Below are 19,767 nucleotides of genomic sequence, written 5' to 3'. Positions count from 1 at the left end.
ACCGGACCGAGCGGGGTCACCGCACCCCGCAGGTCACCGGAGCGAGCAGGCTCACCGGACCAGGCAGGTCACCGGAGCAAGGAAGGTCACCGGATCATGCTGCACGACGCACACCGTCATCTCGGTGTGCTCCCCCCGTATCCCTTCTACGGCGGGCCCGCCGTCAACCCTGACACCACGGCCCGCGCCACGGTCAAGCAGCTCCTCGCCGATCTCGACACCGAGGGTACGGAACGGGCCCTGGTCCTCCCCAACTACGGGGTGCCGGATCCCGATGTCGCCTTCTCCTTCAACGAGTTGGTGATCGAGGCCGCGCAGAGCGACGACCGGATCCGGGCCGGGCTGTGGGTCTCGCCCCGCCCGGAGGACGAGGAGCGCACCGCGCGCGCCCTGGCGCTGGCCGGGGAGGACGGGGTGCGGGCGCTCAAGCTCAGCTTCCTGCTGGGCGGGCGCGCCACCGATCCCGCGTGCCGGCCGATGCTGGACCGGATCTTCCACGAGGCGGAGCGCCACGGTCTGGTGGTCCATGTCCACACCTCGCCGGGCGCGGCCTCCGACATCGACGAGGTCGGCCATCTCGTCGAGTGGTACGCCGACCGGGTGCCGATCCACCTGGTGCACTTCGGCGGCGGCATGAGCGGCCACATCAAGCTGGTCGGCTCGCGCTTCTTCGACTGGATCGCCGCCGGCAAGCGCGTCTACACCGACCTCTCCTGGGCCATCGGCTTCGCACCGCTGTGGCTGGTCCGGGAGATCGAGCACCGCGGCATCGGCCACGACCGGGTGCTCTTCGCCAGTGACCAGCCGTGGGGCGACTTCGCGGGCGAACACGCCCGGCTGGCCGCCGCCGCGGGCGACGGCGAACTGGGCGGGCTGGTCTTCCGGGACACGTTCGCCGCGCTCTACGACTGAGATTGAGGATGTGATGTGGTGAAGCCGCTATGGGGCTGACCCGCCGACTGGCTGATGTTTCGACCGTTCTGTTCGGAGTGTTCCGGAGGCGCGCCGCGCCGCCCCCCGAACCGCCCGCCGAACCGCACGGCGGTCTCCACACCGAGCAGCACACCGGCCCGCGTGCCGAGTTGACGATCCACGCGTACCGACCCGCCTCCGACGGCCCGACAGCCGTGGGAGCGTCCACCGATCCCCCGCCCCTCCACCTGCCCGCAGCTCCCTCCCCATCCCTGCCCCAGCCTTTACGCGCTCAACCTCCGTATCTGCCGAAGGAGACCCTCATGTCCGAGTCCACCGCCGAACTGACCGACGTCGAGCAGAAGTCGCTGTCGGAGATCCCGCACCCCTCCCTCCCCGAGGGGTCCAGCATCTACGGTTCCACGAAGGTCTTCCCCGACTACCGGGCAGAGAACGGCGAGTCGTACTTCACTCTCGTCCACGGCATCGCCCACGAGTCCTCGGTGTCGTTCGTCGCCGTCCTCCAGGCCACCCGCGCGCTGCGCAAGGGCTTCGAGACCGCGATCTACTTCTACGGACCCGGCTCACTCAACTGTCTCGCCACGCGCGGCTTCCCGACGGTCGGCAACTCCGCCTTCCCCGGGGAGCACAACATCAACAACCAGCTCAAGACGTTCATCGCCGAGGGCGGCAAGGCGTACTGCTGCCGCTTCGGTCTCTCGCTCCACGGCGCTCGTGAGGAGGACCTGATCGAGGGTGTGATCCCCACCCATCCGCTGGACGTCCAGGACGCCCTGATCCACTACGCCCGCAAGGGCGCCATCATCAACTCCACCTACCAGCTCTGAGAGGCGCGCCATGAGCGTTGGCACCGAATCGACGGCGGTTGATGTGCGGATCATGACTCGTGCCGAACTCGCCCTGCAAGGTGTGTCGTTGGAGGCGCCGGTGCGGCGGCCGGACGGCGCGGGACCAAGCGACGACGGTCACTTCCTGATCGGGCAAGGCCCCGTCGACGGTGCCGGCGCAGCGCTGCCGCGCAACCCCGACAGTCCCTACACCGTGCGCGACGGCCGGGTCTGGCTCGGCGACGAGAACGGAGAACTCACCGACACCGGGCTGACGCTGACACCCGTCCAGCGGCCCCGGTTCTACGATCTGACGACGGCCGACGGCGTGTCGTACGAGCGGATAGCACGGCTGCACGGCGCGGACGTCCTCGCGACGACCGTCGTGCAGACGTGTATCCGCTACGCCGAGTCCGACCGCTGCCGCTTCTGCACCATCGAGGAGTCGCTGCGCGCGGACGCGACCGTCGCCGCCAAGACCCCGGCGCAGCTCGCCGAGGTCGCGGAGGCCGCGGTACGGCTCGACGGGATCCGGCAGATGGTCATGACGACCGGCACCACCGCGGGCCCCGACCGGGGTGCCCGTGTGCTGGTCCGCTCGGTGCGCGCCGTGCTGGCGGCCGTACCGGGGCTGCCCGTGCAGGTGCAGTGCGAGCCGCCCGCCGACCTCGGCTGGATCCGCGCGCTGCACGACGCGGGGGCGACCGCCATCGGCATCCACGTCGAGTCACTGGACGACGAGGTCCGGCGGCGCTGGATGCCCGGCAAGTCGACCGTGCCGATGGCGGAGTACGAGGCGGCCTGGGACGAGGCGGTCCGGGTCTTCGGGCGCAACCGGGTCTCCACGTACCTGCTGGTCGGGCTGGGCGAGGACCCCGACGAACTCATCGCGGGCGCGGGGTCGCTGATCGAGCGGGACGTCTACCCGTTCGTGGTCCCCTTCCGTCCGATGAGCGGCACGCTCGCCGCGCGGGACGGGGTCGCCGCGCCCGACGCCGAGCTGCTGCGCCGGGTCACCGAGGGCGTCGCGGCGAAGCTGCGCGCCGCGGGCATGACCGGCGCCGACCAGGGGGCGGGGTGCGCGGCCTGCGGGGCGTGCAGCGTGCTCCGTACGGCGGGCGGATGAGCGGCGTGCTCTCCGAGGGGTACAGCCTCGACGGCGGAAGCGGCCGGAGCGGGGCGGACACCTCGGACGTACCCGGCGGGAGGATCGCGGCGGCCGACGGTCTCCCGCAGGACATCCTCGCGCTCCTCGGCGACCGCTCCACCCTGGCCAAACAGCCCGGGTTCCACATCGAACAGGCCGTGACGGCAACCGAGCTGGCGGCGTACCGGCGGCTGCGCCGGGCAGCCTTCGTCCATGAGCAGGGCCTCTTCGACGGCCATGACCTGGACGGCCGCGACGACGATCCCCGCACCCTCGTCCTCGTGGCACGGGACCGGGAGACCGGCACGGTGCTCGGCGGGGTCCGGCTCGGCCCCGCCTCCGACGGGCCCGACCTGGGCTGGTGGGCCGGCGGCCGGCTGGTGGTCGCCCGCGGCGCCCGCGGTCCGCTGGGGATCGGCGCCGCGCTGGTCCGGGCGGCGTGCGCGCGCGCCGAGGCGGAGGGCGCGCTGCGGTTCGAGGCGACCGTGCAGACCCGCAACGAGCCGCTGTTCGGGCGGCTCGGCTGGCGGCGGGTGCGCTCCGTCACGGTCGCCGGGGCGCCGCATGTGCTGATGCGGTGGCCGATCGGCCGCATCGCCGCGCGCACGGCGGCCACCAAGGCCGTGCTCGGCCCGCTGCTCGCCGGGGTGCTGCCCGGCGGCGCAGGCTTCGTCGGCGACGACGGGGCGCCGGTGCCGGGTACGGAGACGATCGCCGCCTGTGACGCGATCGTGCCGTCCATGGTGGAGCGTGACCCGGAGTGGGCCGGCTGGTGCGCGGTGCTGGTCAACCTGAACGACCTCGCCGCGATGGGCGCCACCCCGGTCGGGCTGCTCGACGCGCTGGGCGCGCGGGACGCGGCGCACGCCTCCCGGGTGATCTGGGGACTGCGGCGGGCGGCCGACGCGTACGGTGTGCCGGTGCTCGGTGGGCACACCCAGCTCGGGGTGCCCGCGGCGCTGTCGGTGACGGCGCTCGGGGTGACGGACAGGCCCGTCCCGGGCGGCGGCGGGCGGCCCGGCCACGCCGTGCGGCTGACGGTGGACCTCGGCGGCGGCTGGCGGCCCGGATACGCGGGCGGGCAGTGGGACTCGACGACCCGCCGGCGCCCGCACGAACTGCGCGCGATGCTCCGCGCGGTGGCCGCCGCGCGCCCCGCCGCCGCCAAGGACGTGTCGATGGCGGGGATCGCCGGGACGCTCGGCATGCTCGCGGAGGCGAGCGGCTGCGGGGCCGTGCTCGACGTGGCGGCCGTGCCGCGCCCCGCCGGCGCCACGGCAGGTGACTGGCTGACCTGCTTCCCCGGCTTCGCGATGCTCACCGCGGACGCCCCGGGCGCGCCACCGCTCTCCGCCGGTCCCGCGACGGGCGCGGTGTGCGGGGAACTGACAGCGGGACAAGGTGTCGGGCTGCGCTGGCCCGACGGAGAGATAACGGAGGCGGTCGCCGGTTCGGTGACCGGATTGGGGACCGCATGACCACGGACTACGCGAGTACACACCGGATGAGAGCGGACGGCGGTCCGGACCGCGTGGGCCCGGACGGTACGGGCACGCACCGCGCGAGCCCGTACCGCGCGGAGACGGACCTGCCGGGCGCGCACCGTACGCGTACCGGAGCCGCCGGCTCGCGGGGCGGCGGCCCGCTCCGGATGGCCGCCGCGGCGGCCGCGTTCGGCCGTGACCTGGAGGAGGACTTCCGGATCGCCGAGCGGCTGATCAAGGAGGCGAGGAGCGAGGGCGTACGGCTGCTCGCGCTGCCCGAGGCGTGCCTCGGCGGCTATCTCCTCAGCCTGGACGGGGACGGCGCCGCCGACGGCGCCGCCGACGGCGCCGCCGAAGGGGCCGAGGACGATCCGGGACCGCCGGCCCTGGCGCTCGACGGCCCCGAGATCCGCCGGCTCGCCACGCTCGCCGGGGAGATGACCGTCGTCGCGGGCTACTGCGAGACCGACGGGGAGCAGCGCTACAACAGTGTGGTCTGCGTCAGCGGGGACGGGGTGCTCGGCAACCACCGCAAGGTGCACCAGCCGCTCAACGAGGACGCCAGCTACTCCTCCGGCGGCCGGTTCCACGCCTTCGACACCCCGGTCGGCCGGATCGGCATGATGATCTGTTACGACAAGGCGTTCCCGGAGTCGGCGCGCACCCTGGCGCTGGACGGCGCCGAGATCGCCGTCTGTGTCTCCGCCTGGCCGGGGGCGCGCACGCAGGCCGCGACGGATCTCGCCCAGGACCGCTGGAAGCGCCGGTTCGACCTCTTCGACCGGGCCCGTGCGCTGGAGAACCAGATCGTGTGGCTCTCCGCCAACCAGTCGGGCACCTTCGGCTCGCTGCGTTTCGTCGCCAGCGCCAAGGTCGTGGACCCGGGCGGCGAGATCGTCGCGGACACCGGGGTGGCGGCCGGCCTGGCGGTGGCGGAGCTCGATGTCGCCCGCGCGCTGGAGGTCGCCCGCCGCTCCATGGGGCACCTGCGGGACCGGCGGCCGGAGACATATCCGTACAGTCTGGGGACCGGCAGAACGTGACGGTGGAACCCGAAGGCCGTCCGCGGCGCGGACGAAGAACGATGAGAGAACCATGAGCACCATCAGGATCGCGGCAGTGGCCGCCCATTTCGGCCGCGACCTGGAGTTCGACCTCGCGCGCGTCGCCACGCTGATCAAGAAGGCCCGCAAGGAGGGCGCCGGGCTGCTGGTGCTGCCCGACGCCGCGCTCGGCGGCTATCTCGCCGATCTGCGCGATCCCGACCCGAGCGCGCTGCCGCCCGCGCTCGACCCCGACGACCCGTTGATCCACCGGGTCGCCACGCTCGCCGCCGAGATGGTGGTCTGTGTCGGCTACTGCGAGGACGCCGGCGGCGCCGGCCGGTACAACGCGGCCGTCTGCGTCAGCGGGGACGGGGTGCTCGGCCGCCACCGCAAGGTGCATCTGCCGGCCGGCGAGGTCACCGCATACCTCCCCGGCGACCGGTTCGACGCGTTCGACACGCCGGTCGGCCGGATCGGCATGCTCATCGACTACGACAAGACCTTCCCCGAGTCCGCGCGGTCGCTGGCGCTGGACGGCGCGGAGGTCCTGGCCTGTCTGTCGGCGTGGCCCACCAGCATCACCAACAGCGCGCCGCGCATGCCCCACGACCGGCAGGCGAAGCTCTTCGACCTGTACGACCAGGCGAGGGCGGCGGAGAACCAGGTCGTCCTGGCCTCCTCCAACCAGACCGGCGCCATGGGCGGCATGCGCTTCCTCGGCCAGGCGAAGGTGGTGGGCCCGGGCGGCGACGTGCTCGCCCGTACCTGGTCCAAGGCGGGGCTGGCCATCGCCGAGACCGACCTCGCCGCCGAACTCGACCGCGCCCGCCGGGTCCTGCACCACCTCGGCGAACGGCGCCCCGACGCCTACCGGGAGACCGCTCCGTGAAGATCGCCCTGCTCAGCTACTCGACCAAGCCGCGCGGCGGCGTCGTGCACACCCTGGCGCTGGCGGAGGCGCTGGCCGCCGCCGGGGAGGACGTCACCGTCTGGTCGCTGGGGCGCGGCGGCGACTCCGGGTTCTTCCGCCCGGTGGACCCGGCCGTCCGGGTGCGGATCGTGCCGTTCCCCGACGGGCCGCCCGGCGAGAGCGTCGGCGCCCGCGTGCTGCGTTCGATCGAGACGCTGGGCGCCGCCTTCGCGGCGACGGGCGCCGGGGCGTACGACATCGTGCACGCGCAGGACTGCATCAGCGCCAACGCGGTCGGCCGGTGTGTGCGGACGGTCCACCACATCGACCACTTCACCACGCCCGAGCTGGCCGCCTGCCACGAGCGGGCCATCGTCGAGCCGTACGCGCACGTCTGCGTCTCGCGGACGGTCGCCGACGAGCTCGCGGAGGGCTGGTCCCTCCCCGCGCGGGTCATCGCGAACGGTGTCGCGTACGAGCGCTTCGCGGGCACGGAGCCGGCGGCGCGGGACCGCTGGAAGGACCGGCTCGGCCGGTACGTGCTGACCGTCGGCGGCATCGAGCCGCGCAAGGGGTCGCTGGACCTGCTGGAGGCGTACGGGACGCTGCGCGCCCGGCACCCCGGGGTGAAGCTGGTGATCGCCGGTGGCGAGACGCTCTTCGACTACCGCGACTACCGGGCCCGCTGGGAGGCGCGCGCGGCGGAGCTGGCGGTCGAGCCCGTCGTCCTCGGCGCGGTCCCCGACGACGAACTGCCCGCGCTGGTGGCCGCCGCCGACGCCTTCGCCTTCCCGTCGGTGAAGGAGGGTTTCGGACTCGCCGCGATGGAGGCGCTGGCCGCGGGGGTCCCGCTCGTCGTGCGCGATCTCCCGGTGCTGCGCGAGGTGTTCGACTCGGCGGCGCGCTTCGCGGGCACCCCGGAGGAGCTCGCCGCGGAGCTGGGGCGCGCGCTCACGGAGCCGGATCCGGCCCGGCGCGCGGCGGGCCGCGAGCTGGCCGCGCGCCACACGTGGCGGGAGGCGGCGCGGCTCCATGTCGAGCTGTACCGGTCGCTGGCGGGGGTGCGCGGCGCGGTCTGAGCCGGGGACCAGGCCCGTCGGGAACCGAGGTCCGTTGAGCCGACGCCGGGCGTCGGGGGGCCGTTACCCCGGCGCCGTGCTCAGGATTCTCCGCCGTAGGCGAGTTCGCTCGCCAGGAGGGCCGCGCCGACGACCCCGGCGCGCGGGCCGAGTTCGGACATGACGATCGGCAGATTGCCGGTGGCCAGCGGCAGTGAGCGCTGGTAGACGACGCTGCGGATCTCCGCGAGCAGCAGATAGCCGAGCCCGGAGAGCCCGCCGCCGATCACGATCATCGACGGGTTCATGAAGCTGACGAGGGTGGCGAGGACCTGTCCGACGCGATGGCCGCCGGTCCTGATGAGGTTGACGCAGGCGTTGTCCCCGCCGACGGCGCACTCCGCGACGTCGGCGGCGGTCAGCGTCCCCTGGGCCGCGAGCCGTTCGGCGAGGGCCGGGGACTGACCGGAGCGGGCGGCCTCGGTGGCGTCCCTGGCGAGCGCGACCCCGCCGAAGTACGCCTCCAGGCAGCCGGTGTTGCCGCAGGTGCAGACAGGGCCGTCGGCCTCGACCTGGATGTGGCCGATGTCGCCCGCGCATCCCTCGGCGCCCCGGTAGATACGGCCGTGGTGCTGCAGCCCCGAGCCGATCCCGCTGCCGATCTTGACGAAGAGCAGATGGTCGACGGACCGGGCGACCCCGCTGTGGCGCTCCCCGAGGGCCATCACGTTGACGTCGTTGTCGACGACCACGGGGCAGCCGTGCTCGCGGGCGAGGGTGTCGCGTACGGGGAAGCGGTTCCAGCCCACCATGATCGGCGGGGAGACGGGGACGCCCTCCCGGAAGCTGACCGGTCCCGGGAGGCCGATGCCGATGGCGTCGAGCCGGTCGCAGTGGCCCTGCGCGGCCATCTTGTGCAGGAGTTCGCTGATCCGGTTCAGCACGGCGACCGGGCCCGAGCGGATGTCGGCGGCCTCGGAGTAGGAGGCCACCGGTTCCAGTTCGCCGTTGGTGATCTCGATGTCGAGCGAGCTGGCGCCCAGGTCCACGGCGGCGAACCGGAGAGCGGGGTCGAGCTGCACCAGCGTGGAGCGGCGGCCGCCGCGCGACGCCGCCGGGCCCGCCTCCAGCACCGTGCCGGCGGCGAGCATACGGTCGAGCTCGGCGAGGAACCGTGGACGCGGCACCTCCAGCCGGCCCGCCAACTGGGCACGGGACAGTGGGCCGTTGTCCCGTAGCAGGGACAGAACGCGGTACTGAATGCTCACAGGCTCACTTCCTCCGACCGTTACTTTTCCACACCCTGGCAAAAGTTGCGTACACCTCTACGAAACCCGCACAGAGCTGCCCCGCCGGAGGGGGCGGGGCAGCTCGGTGGTGCAGCTCGGCCGTCAGCCGGTCAGCCCTCCCTTCACGGCCTTGGCGTCCCGGGCGAGGGCCGCGCCCGCCGCCGCGTCCGGCACCAGCCTGGTGTCCTCCGCGGAGGCGGCGAAGGAGTCCAGGACCGCGCGGGCCTGGCTGATCCTGCCCGCCTCGGCGTGCCCGCGTGCCTGGTCGAGCCGGACGGTCAGGCGCTGCTTGCCCTGATCGGTGACGAGCTTGTCGGCGCTCAGGCGCGGGATCAGCGCGGCCAGGTCGTCGAAGGAGGCGCGGGTGGTGAAGCGCACCGTCTTCGTCGTGGTGTTGCCCGCCCGGTCGACGGCCTTCACCGTGAGGTCGTGGCCGCCGAGCGGCAGCCGCCACAGGTCGAGCGGCTGCCCCGGCGTGATCGGGGCGCCGTCCAGGGTGGTGGTCGCGGTGACCCCGCCGGAGACCGCGTCGGTGGCGGTGACCACGGGCTTCGGGCGCTGGGAGTCCCCGTAGGCGCCGTCGGCGTCGAGGCCGGTGACCGTGACGGCGGGGCCGGTGCGGTCGATCCGTACGGTCAGGGTGCCGGTCTCGGAGACGTTGCCGCCGCTGTCGGTGGCCCGGTAGCGGACGGTGGTGGTGCCCTCCGTCGACAGGGTGACGGCGGCGTTCGCCGACAGCCAGGTCGTACCGCCGTCGACCGAGTACTGGCGGCTGCTGACGGTGCCGTTGTCGGTGGCGGTGACGTTCAGCGACACATTGCCGGTGTACCAGCCGTTGGCGCCGTTCGGCCGCGGCGGGTCGAGGGTGGCGGCGACCTTCGGCGGGGTCTTGTCGGCGACGCCCGTGCCCTGGAAGGTCAGGGAGTCGAGGTCGACGCCGCCGGAGGTGGTGACGTAGAGCTGCCCGCTGCCCGAGGGGGCGTCCGGCAGCTTGGTGGTGACGGTCCCCCAGCCCTCGCCCGCCGGCACGGTGACGGTGGCGAACGGCGCGGCGTCGGCGGCGTTCCAGCGCAGCTCCAGCTTTCCGGCGCCGGAGGCACGGGTCTGCACCCCGGTGATGCCGGCGAAGGAGACCGGGTCGTAGGCGATCCAGTCCCCCGCGTCGAAGGAGGTCACCTTGCGCTGCCCCGACGCGGTGGTGTCGTCGGTGATGGTGACCCCGTCCGCGGAGTCGTAGTGCTCGGCCTGCATGAGGGCCGGGTTGAGGACCACCTGGGCGTCGCCGGTGGCCGGCGGGACGCCGTTCGCGCCCTTGTCCGTGTAGGTGATGCCGAGGACGCCGAAGACGTTCTCGGTGTCACCGTGTCCGGCGTCGGACGGCGTGACGACGGCGCCGGAGCAGCCGGTGCCGCTGTTGACCGGGTGGCCGTGCTGGTTGTGTCCGAGGCCGAAGGTCCAGGCGGCCTTGGCGCAGTCGGGGGTGGCGCCGTCCTCCGGGTCGTCGACGGAGATCCCGTACGGCACGGCGTCGCCCCAGTTGAAGAAGCCCCCGTCCGGCGGCGAGGTGATCTTCACGGTGGGCGCGGTGTTGCCGACGGTGATCTGGCGGCTCGTCAGTCCGTTCTTGCCCTGCGGGTCGGTGACCTTCAGGCGGGCCTGGAACTGTCCGTTCTCCGGGTAGGTCCGGCTCGCCGTGGGGCCGGTGGCGTCGAAGGTGCCGTCGCCGTCCAGGTCCCACTGGTAGGTGAGGGCGCCGTTCTCCGGGTCGGTGGAGCCGGTGGCGCTGAAGTTGACCGTGAGGGGGGCCTGTCCGGAGGTGACGTCGGCCTTGATCACGGCGGTGGGCGCCTTGTTGCCCTCGGCGTAGTCGATCCGGTAGAGGCCCGCGTCGGGGTTCTGGCGGAAGAAGCCGTCGCCGTAGTCGAGGACGTAGAGCGCGCCGTCGGGGCCGAACTCCAGGTCCATCGGGTTGTCCCAGGGCGGGTTGCCGGTCGCGGACCGCTCGCTGTTGGGGAGGACGTTCTCCAGCTTGCCGACCGGGCCGTCGGGGCCTTCGAGGGTGAAGGCGGCGACGTAGTCCTGGGAGAACTCCCCGAAGAACGCCTTGCCGTCCCAGTACGCGGGGAACTTGCCGGGGGACGGGTTGTCCGCGTCGTAGTGGTAGACCGGTCCCGCCATCGGGGCCTGGCCGCCGGGGCCGCCGGGACCGCGGAACGCGGTCAGCTCGGGCCAGGGCTGGTCGCTGTCCTTGTCCCCGTACCAGAGGGTGGCCGGGGTGGCCGGGGGCAGCACGGAGGCGCCGGTGTTCCAGCGCGAGTCGTTGACCGGCGCGTCGCAGTCGAAGGCCGGGCCCGGGGTGAGGGTGGCGAAGTCGAAGTCCCGGTACGGGTGGGAGTTGTCACCCGTGCAGTACGGCCAGCCGCCGTTCATGGGCTTGGTGGTGGTCTGCCACTCGACGTATCCCATGGGGCCGCGGTTCGGGTCGGCGGTGCCCGCGTCGGGTCCGTAGTCGCCCCACATCACGGCGCCGGTCGCCCGGTCCACCGTCATGCGGAAGGGGTTGCGCAGCCCCATCACGAAGATCTCGGGGCGGGTCTTCGGGGTGCCGGGCGCGAAGAGGTTCCCCTCGGGGACGGTGTAACTCCCGTCCTCCTTCACGTTGATGCGGAGGATCTTGCCGCGCAGGTCGTTGGTGCTGCCCGAGCCGCGGCGCTCGTCGAGACCGGGGTTGTAGCCGGCCGCGTCGTTGATCGGTGTGTACCCGTTGACGTTGGGGCCCGACGCCGGTGTGTTGCCGCCGGTGGAGAGGTAGAGGTTGCCGTCCGCGTCGAAGTCCACGTCACCGGCGACATGGCAGCACTGGCCGCGGTTGGCGTCGACGCGGATGATCTCCTGGGCGGTGGACAGGTCCAGCTTGTCGCCGGTCCACTTGAACCGGGTCAGGGTGTCGTACCCCTCCCATCGCTTCCAGTACGCGTCGGTCTCCCCGGCGGGCAGCTGGAGCGGGGCGGAGCCCGCCGGTGTGTCGAGCGGCGGGGAGTAGTAGAGGTACACCCACTTGTTGTTCTCGAAGTCCGGGTCCAGGGTGACGGTCTGCAGCCCGTTCTCGGAGTTCTGGTACACGTTGATGTGGTTGACGACCTTGGTCACCCCGGTGCCGGGGTCGGTGAGCCGCAGATCGCCGTTGCGGGCGGTGTGCAGCACCCGGCTGTCGGGCAGCACGGCGAGGTCGATGGGTTCGCCGGTGTCCTTGGTGAGGGTGGTCTTCTCGTAGTTGCCCCAGTCCAGGGCGTGTTCGTGGTTCTCGTGCGCCTGGGCGGCGGGGGCGAGGCCCGCCAGACCCAGCGCGGGCAGGGCGGTCAGCAGGACCCCTGCCATCAGGCGTCTCAGGGAACGGTGCACGGTGAATGCGTCTCCTCGGTCGCTGGTGGGTGGGGGGCGGGCCTCAGCTGAGGAGCCCGTGCAGCGCCGCGTAGCTGCGTTCGGCGGCGCCGAGCGAACCCGGCGGGTTGGGCTGGGCGTTGGGAGCCGTGTCCTGTTCCCAGATGCCGATGTGGGCGGCGCGCGGACCGATGTCGCGGATGAACCGCTCGTACGGCAGGTCCCCGGCGCCGAACTCGACGATGTCGAAGCCGTTCGCGTTGGACGGGTTGGCGTCACCGTCCTTCATGTGGAACAGCGGGTAGCGGTAGGGCTGGTTACGGACGTACGCGGCCGGATCGAACCCGGGGTAGCGGTACTGGCCGACGTACGCCCAGTAGATGTCCAGCTCCAGGTAGACGTGGCGCGGGTCGGTGTTCTTGAGGAAGACGTCGTAGAGGCGTACGGACGGCTTGTCCGTGGCGAAGGCGAACTCGCCCGCGTGGTTGTGCTGGTAGAGCTTGAGGCCGCGCGCGGTGGCCGCCGCGCCCCACGTGTTGAACTCGTCGGCGGCGGCACGGTAGCCCGCGACGGTGTTGAGGTTCGTGGGCGCGTTGGCCGTCCCGACGTGCGGCATGCCGAGGATCTGCGCCGCGTCCAGCTCGGCCTGGAGGTTGGTGCGCAGGTTGCCGATGGCGACATGGCTGCCGACGGCGGTGAGCCCGTTGTCGTCGAGGAGGCGGCGGATCTCCGGAACGGTGATCTGGCGGCCCAGGATGTCGGTGTTCTGGGTGTACCCGGCGAACTCGACCTCGCGGTAGCCGATCCGGGACAGCTCCGCGAAGACGACGGCGAAGCCGAGCGCGGCGACCTTGTCGCGGATGCTGTAGAGCTGGATGCCGATGCGGTCCTTGGGGATGGTGAGCCCGCGGGTGGCGGCGGTGCTCGGGGCGGCGGTGGCGGAGGTCGCCGCCGCACCGGTGACGGAGGCGGCGGCGAGCGCCACGGTGGTGCCGGCGGTGGCGCGCAGGAAGTCCCTGCGGTCGAAGGACTTGTGCAGGTGGCCCATGGTCACTCCTGAGGGATGGGCGGTGGTGTCGTCACGGCGAGGTGGCGGCGTGGGCGTGTGGGGGGGTGCCGGGGTGTGGACGGTGCCGTCGGGGATGACGGAGGGGCAGTGGTGTGCGCGGTGGCGCAGGAGGCCTCCCGGGGCGTACGGAACGACGCGCCGGCCGGCGTACCGGAGTGCGGGACGGGCGGCGCGCCGGACGGTGTCCCGTCGGGAGCGGCCGGGGTTCCCTTCAGCCGGGGTTCCCTTCAGCCGGGGCTCACTTCAGCCGGGAGTCGCCCGCCGCGTGGGCGTCGGCCCGCGCCTCGGCGGCGCGCTCCGCGGCCTTCTCGGCGAGTTCGCTGCCGCGGTCCCGCGCCGCCGCCTTGGCGGAGCGGGCGGACGAGGCCGCGGGGGTGGTCTCGCCGGTGATGCCGCCGCGGACCCGGGCCAGGTCACCGACCTTGAGCGCGGGCGTGTTCCCGGTGGCGGTGAGCGCGCCCCGGACGATGGTGTTGTCGAGCACGGCGTTGGCCGTGTTGCCGGTGACGGCGAGGTCGCCCCCGAGGTACGTGGCGCCCCGGCAGGAGCCGAGGAGTCCCTCACCGCCGAGCTGGAGGGCGTCGGCGTTGTCCTTGTACACGGTGTTGCCCTGGACCTCGCTGGCGCAGAGGACACCGCCGAGGGTGTTCCCGCTCACCGTGAGCGCGCCCTTGACGGTGCTGTCGTACACGTCGGTGTACTGGTTGCGGTCCCCGGTCAGCGCCCCGCTGAGGGTGCTGCCCGACACGTACAGCTCGCCCGACTCGGCTCTGACGGTCCCGCCGAGGGAGGAGTCGACGGCGTACACGAAGCCCTTGGTGGCGGCGATGCCGGACTTGACGGTGCTGTCCTGGAGGTGGGCGCCGAACGCCGCGCTGGTGGTCAGCGTGCCCTTGACGGTGGTGTCGGTGAGGTCGAGGTAGGCGTTCCCGCCCACGTTGACGGCGCCGTTGAAGGTGGCTCCGGCGGCGACGAGGTCGGCACCGTCCTCGACGGTCACGGTGCCCTTGACCTTCGTGCCGGTCAGGGTGCAGGACTTCCCGGCCGGTACGACGAGATCGCCGTTGACGGTGACGGCGCCGCCGTCGCCGACACAGGTGGTGTAGAGCGCCGCCTGCGCGGAGCCGGCGAAGGCGACGATCCCTCCGGAGGCCACCAGCGAGGCCGTGGCGATGAACGTGCGTACCTTCATGTCGTATCCCTTCCGCTGCGGTGACGACCGCGGCGTTCGCGCGGCCGAGACCCCGTACGTCGACGGGGGTGCTGCACAGTGAGTGAGCGTGCGACCGCCTGGGCGGCGGGCGCGCAGCGCCTCGGGACGGGGCCGGACAGGGCCGGGCCCGACCGTGGGGGGAGAGACGTGGAAAGACTCATGTGGTGAGGGGCGTTCGTGTGAACGCCGGGCGGCTGCGGTGTTACCGCGTCGAAACACTTGTCCGGTGGGCCGAGACATTAGGACGCCGGGTGGGAGCTGTCCAGAGGTTCGGTACGAATCTCTGGAACTTTCTCATCATCCGTCAAAAGATCTGCCGCTCAGAAGAAAAGGCTTTCCGCCGGTGTGGGATCACACCGGCGGAAAGCCTCCTCAACGGGTCCGTATGCGAACGCGACGGCGCAACGACGTCCGGTCGAGCCGTACCGGGCCGTACCCGTACAGCGGTCCTGCGGTACGGCAGTTCTGTGGTGCGCCAGCCCCGCGTACCCGGTCCTGGGGCGTGTTGCGAAAGTAGCGCCGTCCGCCCGCAGGGCGGGGCTCGCGGCGTCTGGTGCACTGCACTCGCTCCGCTCGCTCCGTCTCGGCACATTGACTCGTCCTGTGGACGCCGAGCGCGATCGCAAGGCGGAGGATCGGCGCCCTCGATGGCCTGGCCGTACGTGGACGACTCCGACAACGCGGCGAGCGTGCCTGCCAGACGCCGCGAGCCAGGCGGGACTTTCGAAACACGCCCTAGCGGTCCGCGGCCCCGGCCCGCACGTGGAAGCGCTGGGTCAGGCCGATCTCCGCGACGTTCTTGGCCAGTTCGAAGTTGACCCAGCTCACGACGTCGACCAGGGCCGTCTCCTCTCCCCAGGGCAGCCCGGCGGTCCGGTCGGTGGAGTCGAGCTCGGCGTCGGTGAGCGGGAGCAGCGCCGCGCGCCACTCGTCCTTCAGCCCGCGCAGCCACGTCGCGGCCGCGTCGGCGCCGCCCGGCCAGGTGATCTCCTCGCGTGCGGGCGCGCCCGGCCCGAAGCAGTGGGCGAGGGTGGTCGTCCACCAGTAGCCGATGTGCCAGGTGAGCCAGCCGATCGAGGTGGCCGGGGCGGGGTCCGGTTCCGTCGTCTCCCAGTCGGCCGCCCAGCCGCCCCGGCCGTCGGGGCGCACGGTCCAGCAGTCCGGCGCCGGCTCCCAGAGGCAGGCGGCGTCGTCCAGATCCCGCAGGTAGTACTCGAACAGGGACCAGGTCAGGTCGAGTTGGCGGGTCAGCAGTTCGGCTCGGGCTGTCGTCACCCGCAGAGCCTGGCAGCGTCCGCGATCACCGGGCAAACGCCTTTACGAGCCGCCGGGCGCCACCCCACGCCGGCGGCCGTTGGCCCGCGGCGGAATTCACCCGGCCGCAATGCCCTGATCTCGACAGACGCCCCCGCACGATGGCACTCTCCCGCCATGCGCCTCACCGCCATGTCCCTCACTGCCAGGAGCCTCGCCGCCAGGAGCCTCCTCCCCGCCGTCCTCGCCCTCACGGTCGCCGCCGCCACGGGGTGCGCCCCACAGGACGATCCGCCGGCCGCCGGTACGCCGACGGGCGCGTCCGGGCCTGCGTCCGCGTCCGGCTCCGGCTGCGCCGCGGGCGGGCTCGCGACCCGGACCAAGGGGAAGCTGACAGTCGGAACGGACAAACCGGCCTACGCCCCCTGGTTCCAGGACGACGACCCGGCGAGCGGCAAGGGTTTCGAGTCCGCCGTCGCGTACGCCGTCGCCAAGACCCTCGGCTACGGGGCGGATCAGGTGGTGTGGCAGACCGTACCGTTCAACAACTCCTTCGCGCCGGGCTCCAAGAGCTTCGACTTCGACATCAACCAGGTCTCCATCAGTGACGAACGCAAGCGGGCCGTCGACTTCTCCTCCGGCTACTACGACGTCCGTCAGGCCGTCGTCGCGCTGAAGTCGTCCCCGTTCGCGGGCGCGAAGAACGCCGCGGCGCTGAAGGGCGCCAAGCTCGGCGCCCAGGTCGGCACCACCAGCCTCGACACGGTCGACGAGATCATCAAGCCGTCGCGGCAGCCCGCGGTCTTCCAGAAGAACGACTTCGCCAAGTCGGCGCTGCGCAACGGCCAGGTCGACGCGATCGTCGTCGATCTGCCGACCGCCTTCTACATCACCTCGGCCGAGGTCCCCGACGCGAAGGTCGTCGGGCAGTTCACCGGCTCCTCCGGCGACGCGGAGCAGTTCGGGCTGGTCCTCGACAAGGGCAGCGCGCTGACCTCCTGTGTCACCCGGGCGGTCGACACGCTCCGCGCGGACGGCACCCTCGCGGAGCTGGAGAAGCGGTGGCTCTCCGACGCCGTCGACGTGCCGGTGCTCAAGTGAGCGGCGGAGGCGTCCGCGTGGGGAAGTCCCCCGGCGGGGACGGCACGGACGGGAACGGCGCCGACGGCCACCACGAGAGCGCCGGCACCAGGGGCGCGGGCGCGGAGGATCCGTACACACCGTCGGCGCGGCGGATCGAGCGTGAGCGGTACAAGCGCGCCCGGGCCCGCCGCGCCACCGCCGTCGCCGCGCTCTCCACCCTGGTCACGGGCGCCGTCCTCTTCGTGGTCATCACCGGCTCGCCGGGCTGGCAGCGTACCCGCGAGACCTTCTTCAGCGCCGAGTACGCCCGGATGGCGCTGCCCCGGGTCCTCGACGGGCTGCTGCTCAACCTCCGGCTGCTGGCGGTCTGCGGCGCCTGTGTCCTCGTCCTCGGGCTGCTGCTGGCGGTCGCCCGTACCCTGCGCGGCCCGGTCTTCTTCCCGGTCCGCGTGCTGGCCACCGCGTACACCGACTTCTTCCGCGGACTGCCGCTGATCATCTGCCTGTTGATGGTCGTCTTCGGCGTGCCGGCGCTGCGGCTGCAGGGTGTCACCACCGATCCGGTGCTGCTCGGCGGCACCGCGCTCGTCCTGACGTACTCCGCCTATGTCGCCGAGGTCTTCCGGGCCGGCATCGAGTCCGTACACCCCTCCCAGCGGGCGGCGGCCCGTTCCCTGGGGCTGTCGCGGGCGAGGACGCTGCGGTACGTGGTGCTTCCGCAGGCGGTACGGCGGGTGGTGCCGCCGCTCCTCAACGATCTGGTGTCGCTCCAGAAGGACACCGGTCTCGTCTCGATCGCGGGGGCCGTGGACGCCGTGTACGCGGCGCAGATCATCGCCGGAAAGTACTTCAACTACACGCCGTACGTGGTCGCGGGGCTCGTCTTCGTCGCGCTGACGATCCCGATGACCCGGTTCACGGACTGGGTCACCGCCCGGATGGACCGCCGCCGCGCGCAAGGAGGCACCGTATGACCGCCGACGCCACCGACGCCGCCGACGCCCCGGACATCACGCCGGTACCCGCGCCGGGCACGCCCGGGACCGGCGCCGGCGCCACCCCCGTCCTGCGCCTCGAATCCGTGCGCAAGAGCTTCGGGCGCGACCGGGTCGTCCTGCGCGACGTCACCCTGGACGTGGCCCCGCACACCGTGACCGCGCTGATCGGCGCCTCCGGCTCCGGCAAGTCGACCCTGCTGCGGTGCGCGAACCTGCTGGAGGAGATCGACGACGGGGCGATCTTCCTCGACGGGGAGGAGATCACCGATCCGCGGGCCGACGCCGACGCGGTGCGCCGCCGGATCGGCGTCGTGTTCCAGTCGTACAACCTCTTCCCGCACATGACGGTCCTCCGGAACGTCACCCTCGCGCCGCGCCGGGTCCTCGGCGTCCCCCGCGAGGAGGCCGAGGCGGGCGCCCGTGAACTGCTGGCGCGGCTCGGGCTCGGCGACAAGGCGGAGGAGTACCCGGACCGGCTCAGCGGCGGGCAGCAGCAGCGCGCCGCCATCGTGCGCGCCCTCGCGGTGCGCCCGCGGCTGCTGCTCCTCGACGAGATCACGGCGGCGCTCGACCCCGAACTGGTCGGTGAGGTGCTGTCGGTCGTGCGGGAGCTCAAGAGCGACGGCATGACGATGGTGCTCGCCACCCACGAGATGGGATTCGCCCGCGAGGTCGCGGACCAGGTGTGCTTCCTGGACGCGGGAGTGGTGCTGGAGCGCGGCACACCGCAGGAGGTCTTCGGCGCCCCCCGACAGGACCGTACGCGGCGGTTCCTGCGCCGGATCGTCGAGGCGGGGCGGCTTTAGGGCCGGTCGTCCGGATCCGGTCGACAGCCGGACGACCACGTCCCCCGCCGGCTCGGGTCATCCCGGCCGCACGGCGCCCCGGGCGGGCCGCCCGGGGCGCTCGGCCAGCGTCACCCCGACCGCGACGCTCGCCGCCGCCACCAGACCGGCGGCGAGTACCGCCCAGGTGCCCGCGAACGTGCAGGCGGCCGTCGCCAGGGCCGCGACCGGCAGGACGAGTTGCTGCGCCGGACCGGTCTTGAAGTGGCGCGCGTGCAGCAGCCAGACGGTGAACGGGAAGAGCGCCGCCGGTACGGTCACGGCGGCGGAGGCGGCGAGTGCGGAGATCGGTGCCTTGCCCACCGCGTGTTCCACGGCCACCTCCAGCCCGGCGCCGATGGCGGCGGCCGACCCGAAGATGACGAAGTGTCCGTATCCCCACTGGAACGCCTGCCGGTTGCCGGTCAGCCGCTCGTGCGCGGGGACCGCGAAGTAGACCCACCACGCGGCGAACACGATGAGAACGCCCCCGGCGGCGATGGGCAGCAGTTCCCCGAGCGCCTCGCTCTCGTCCAGGGCCTCCTGGACGGCGACGGTCGCGGCGGACATCGTCTCGCCCAGCACGATCAGGGTGAACAGACCGTAGCGCTCCTCGATGTGGTGCGGGTGCCAGGGCGTCCGGTGGACCCGCTCCGCGACCACCGGCACCAGCAGTTCGGCGACGACCAGAATCAGGAACAGCCAGTGCCTCAGGTATTCCGGCGCGACCAGCAGCGTCGCCCAGGCGACCTGGCAGAGCGCCACGCCGGCCGCGTAGCGCACGGCGGTACGCCGGGCCGGCCCCGCGGGCTCCGACAGGGCCGCCCGGAGCCACTGCGCGGTCAGGGGCACCCGCATCATCACATAGCCGATGAGCGTGACACTCCAGTCGTTGTCGACGAAGGCCCGGGGCACGCCCGCGGCGTAGACGAGCACCCCGCAGATCTGGAGGAGCACCGCGATCCGGTACGGTACGTCGTCGCAGTCGTAGGCGGAGGCGAACCAGGTGAAGTTCATCCAGGCCCACCACACGCCCCAGAACACGAAGAGGTAGCCGGTGATCCCGGCGACCGGATGTCCCTCGGCGAGGGCGTGCACGAGCTGCGCCCCGGCCTGGGCGACCGCCACGACGAAGCACAGGTCGAAGAAGAGTTCCAGCGGGGTCGCGGTGCGGTGCGCCTCGGTACGGCTGCGCGCGGTCATCCGGCGCAGCGGCCCCGCTGCGGTGGTCGGCGTCATGGACCCAGCACA

16 protein-coding genes are annotated in these 19,767 nt (G+C 72.6%); 10 read left to right on the top strand and 6 right to left on the bottom strand.

The features are described 5' to 3' along the window. Window positions 1–96 precede the first annotated feature (96 nt). The 7 genes from AB0P17_RS31155 to AB0P17_RS31125 all read left to right on the top strand — a co-directional run bounded on the left by AB0P17_RS31155 (window position 97) and on the right by AB0P17_RS31125 (window position 7,426). On the top strand, window positions 97–912 hold the full coding sequence (locus AB0P17_RS31155) for an amidohydrolase family protein (RefSeq protein WP_365816048.1): 816 nt from the start codon (window positions 97–99) through the stop codon (window positions 910–912). Window positions 913–1,235: 323 nt separating this feature from the next. Next, the gene (locus tag AB0P17_RS31150) at window positions 1,236–1,760 is read left to right on the top strand and encodes an MSMEG_0572/Sll0783 family nitrogen starvation response protein (RefSeq protein WP_365816046.1); all 525 of its coding nucleotides are present in this window, start codon (window positions 1,236–1,238) and stop codon (window positions 1,758–1,760) included. Window positions 1,761–1,812: 52 nt separating this feature from the next. Then, entirely contained in the window at window positions 1,813–2,886 is a 1,074-nt protein-coding gene (locus tag AB0P17_RS31145; protein WP_365816044.1) for an MSMEG_0568 family radical SAM protein, read from the top strand. Continuing rightward, window positions 2,883–4,385 (top strand): MSMEG_0567/sll0787 family protein, encoded by a 1,503-nt coding sequence (locus AB0P17_RS31140; protein ID WP_365816042.1) that lies wholly within the window; start codon window positions 2,883–2,885, stop codon window positions 4,383–4,385. Before AB0P17_RS31145 ends, AB0P17_RS31140 begins: the two co-directional genes overlap by 4 nt. Then, window positions 4,382–5,434, top strand: a complete 1,053-nt coding sequence (locus AB0P17_RS31135) for a carbon-nitrogen hydrolase family protein (protein ID WP_365816040.1) — start codon at window positions 4,382–4,384, stop codon at window positions 5,432–5,434. The genes AB0P17_RS31140 and AB0P17_RS31135 overlap by 4 nt, the downstream gene beginning before the upstream one ends. Before the next feature lie 52 nt (window positions 5,435–5,486). Next, window positions 5,487–6,326 (top strand): carbon-nitrogen hydrolase family protein, encoded by an 840-nt coding sequence (locus AB0P17_RS31130; protein ID WP_365816038.1) that lies wholly within the window; start codon window positions 5,487–5,489, stop codon window positions 6,324–6,326. Then, a complete protein-coding gene (locus AB0P17_RS31125) occupies window positions 6,323–7,426 on the top strand; it encodes an MSMEG_0565 family glycosyltransferase (RefSeq protein ID WP_365816036.1) in 1,104 nt (367 codons plus the stop codon). The genes AB0P17_RS31130 and AB0P17_RS31125 overlap by 4 nt, the downstream gene beginning before the upstream one ends. A gap of 80 nt (window positions 7,427–7,506) precedes the next feature. Here AB0P17_RS31125 and AB0P17_RS31120 read toward each other — a convergent pair whose 3' ends face one another. From AB0P17_RS31120 to AB0P17_RS31100, 5 genes are all read right to left on the bottom strand, one after another. Then, window positions 7,507–8,673: an ROK family transcriptional regulator gene (locus AB0P17_RS31120; RefSeq protein ID WP_365816034.1), complete on the bottom strand. Its 1,167-nt coding sequence runs from the start codon at window positions 8,671–8,673 to the stop codon at window positions 7,507–7,509. Between the two features lie 123 nt (window positions 8,674–8,796). Next, window positions 8,797–12,096 carry a PQQ-dependent sugar dehydrogenase gene (locus AB0P17_RS31115; RefSeq protein ID WP_365816032.1) on the bottom strand — a complete coding sequence of 1,100 codons (3,300 nt, stop codon included), beginning with the start codon at window positions 12,094–12,096 and terminating at the stop codon, window positions 8,797–8,799. Between the two features lie 43 nt (window positions 12,097–12,139). After that, the gene (locus tag AB0P17_RS31110) at window positions 12,140–13,123 is read right to left on the bottom strand and encodes a sugar phosphate isomerase/epimerase (protein WP_365816030.1); all 984 of its coding nucleotides are present in this window, start codon (window positions 13,121–13,123) and stop codon (window positions 12,140–12,142) included. Between the two features lie 259 nt (window positions 13,124–13,382). Further along, entirely contained in the window at window positions 13,383–14,336 is a 954-nt protein-coding gene (locus AB0P17_RS31105) for a hypothetical protein (protein WP_365816028.1), read from the bottom strand. Between the two features lie 756 nt (window positions 14,337–15,092). Beyond that, window positions 15,093–15,632 (bottom strand): DinB family protein, encoded by a 540-nt coding sequence (locus AB0P17_RS31100; RefSeq protein WP_365816026.1) that lies wholly within the window; start codon window positions 15,630–15,632, stop codon window positions 15,093–15,095. 171 nt (window positions 15,633–15,803) lie between these two features. Between AB0P17_RS31100 and AB0P17_RS31095 the strand changes: the two genes are divergently transcribed. The 3 genes from AB0P17_RS31095 to AB0P17_RS31085 all read left to right on the top strand — a co-directional run bounded on the left by AB0P17_RS31095 (window position 15,804) and on the right by AB0P17_RS31085 (window position 18,498). Beyond that, the gene (locus AB0P17_RS31095; protein ID WP_365816076.1) at window positions 15,804–16,712 is read left to right on the top strand and encodes an ABC transporter substrate-binding protein; all 909 of its coding nucleotides are present in this window, start codon (window positions 15,804–15,806) and stop codon (window positions 16,710–16,712) included. 134 nt (window positions 16,713–16,846) lie between these two features. Further along, the gene (locus AB0P17_RS31090) at window positions 16,847–17,668 is read left to right on the top strand and encodes an amino acid ABC transporter permease (protein ID WP_365816074.1); all 822 of its coding nucleotides are present in this window, start codon (window positions 16,847–16,849) and stop codon (window positions 17,666–17,668) included. Continuing rightward, window positions 17,665–18,498, top strand: coding sequence for an amino acid ABC transporter ATP-binding protein (locus tag AB0P17_RS31085; RefSeq protein WP_365816024.1), 834 nt, complete (start codon window positions 17,665–17,667; stop codon window positions 18,496–18,498). Before AB0P17_RS31090 ends, AB0P17_RS31085 begins: the two co-directional genes overlap by 4 nt. Window positions 18,499–18,555: 57 nt before the next feature. On the opposite strand, the gene AB0P17_RS31080 is transcribed toward AB0P17_RS31085, so the two are convergent. Continuing rightward, window positions 18,556–19,755, bottom strand: a complete 1,200-nt coding sequence (locus tag AB0P17_RS31080) for a low temperature requirement protein A (protein WP_365816022.1) — start codon at window positions 19,753–19,755, stop codon at window positions 18,556–18,558. Window positions 19,756–19,767 lie beyond the last annotated feature (12 nt).

The organism is Streptomyces sp. NPDC088124 (genome assembly GCF_040685895.1).
Taxonomy (GTDB): domain Bacteria; phylum Actinomycetota; class Actinomycetes; order Streptomycetales; family Streptomycetaceae; genus Streptomyces.
Note: the sequence above shows the minus strand (reverse complement) of the source record. Positions and strands in the feature narration are given on the sequence as shown.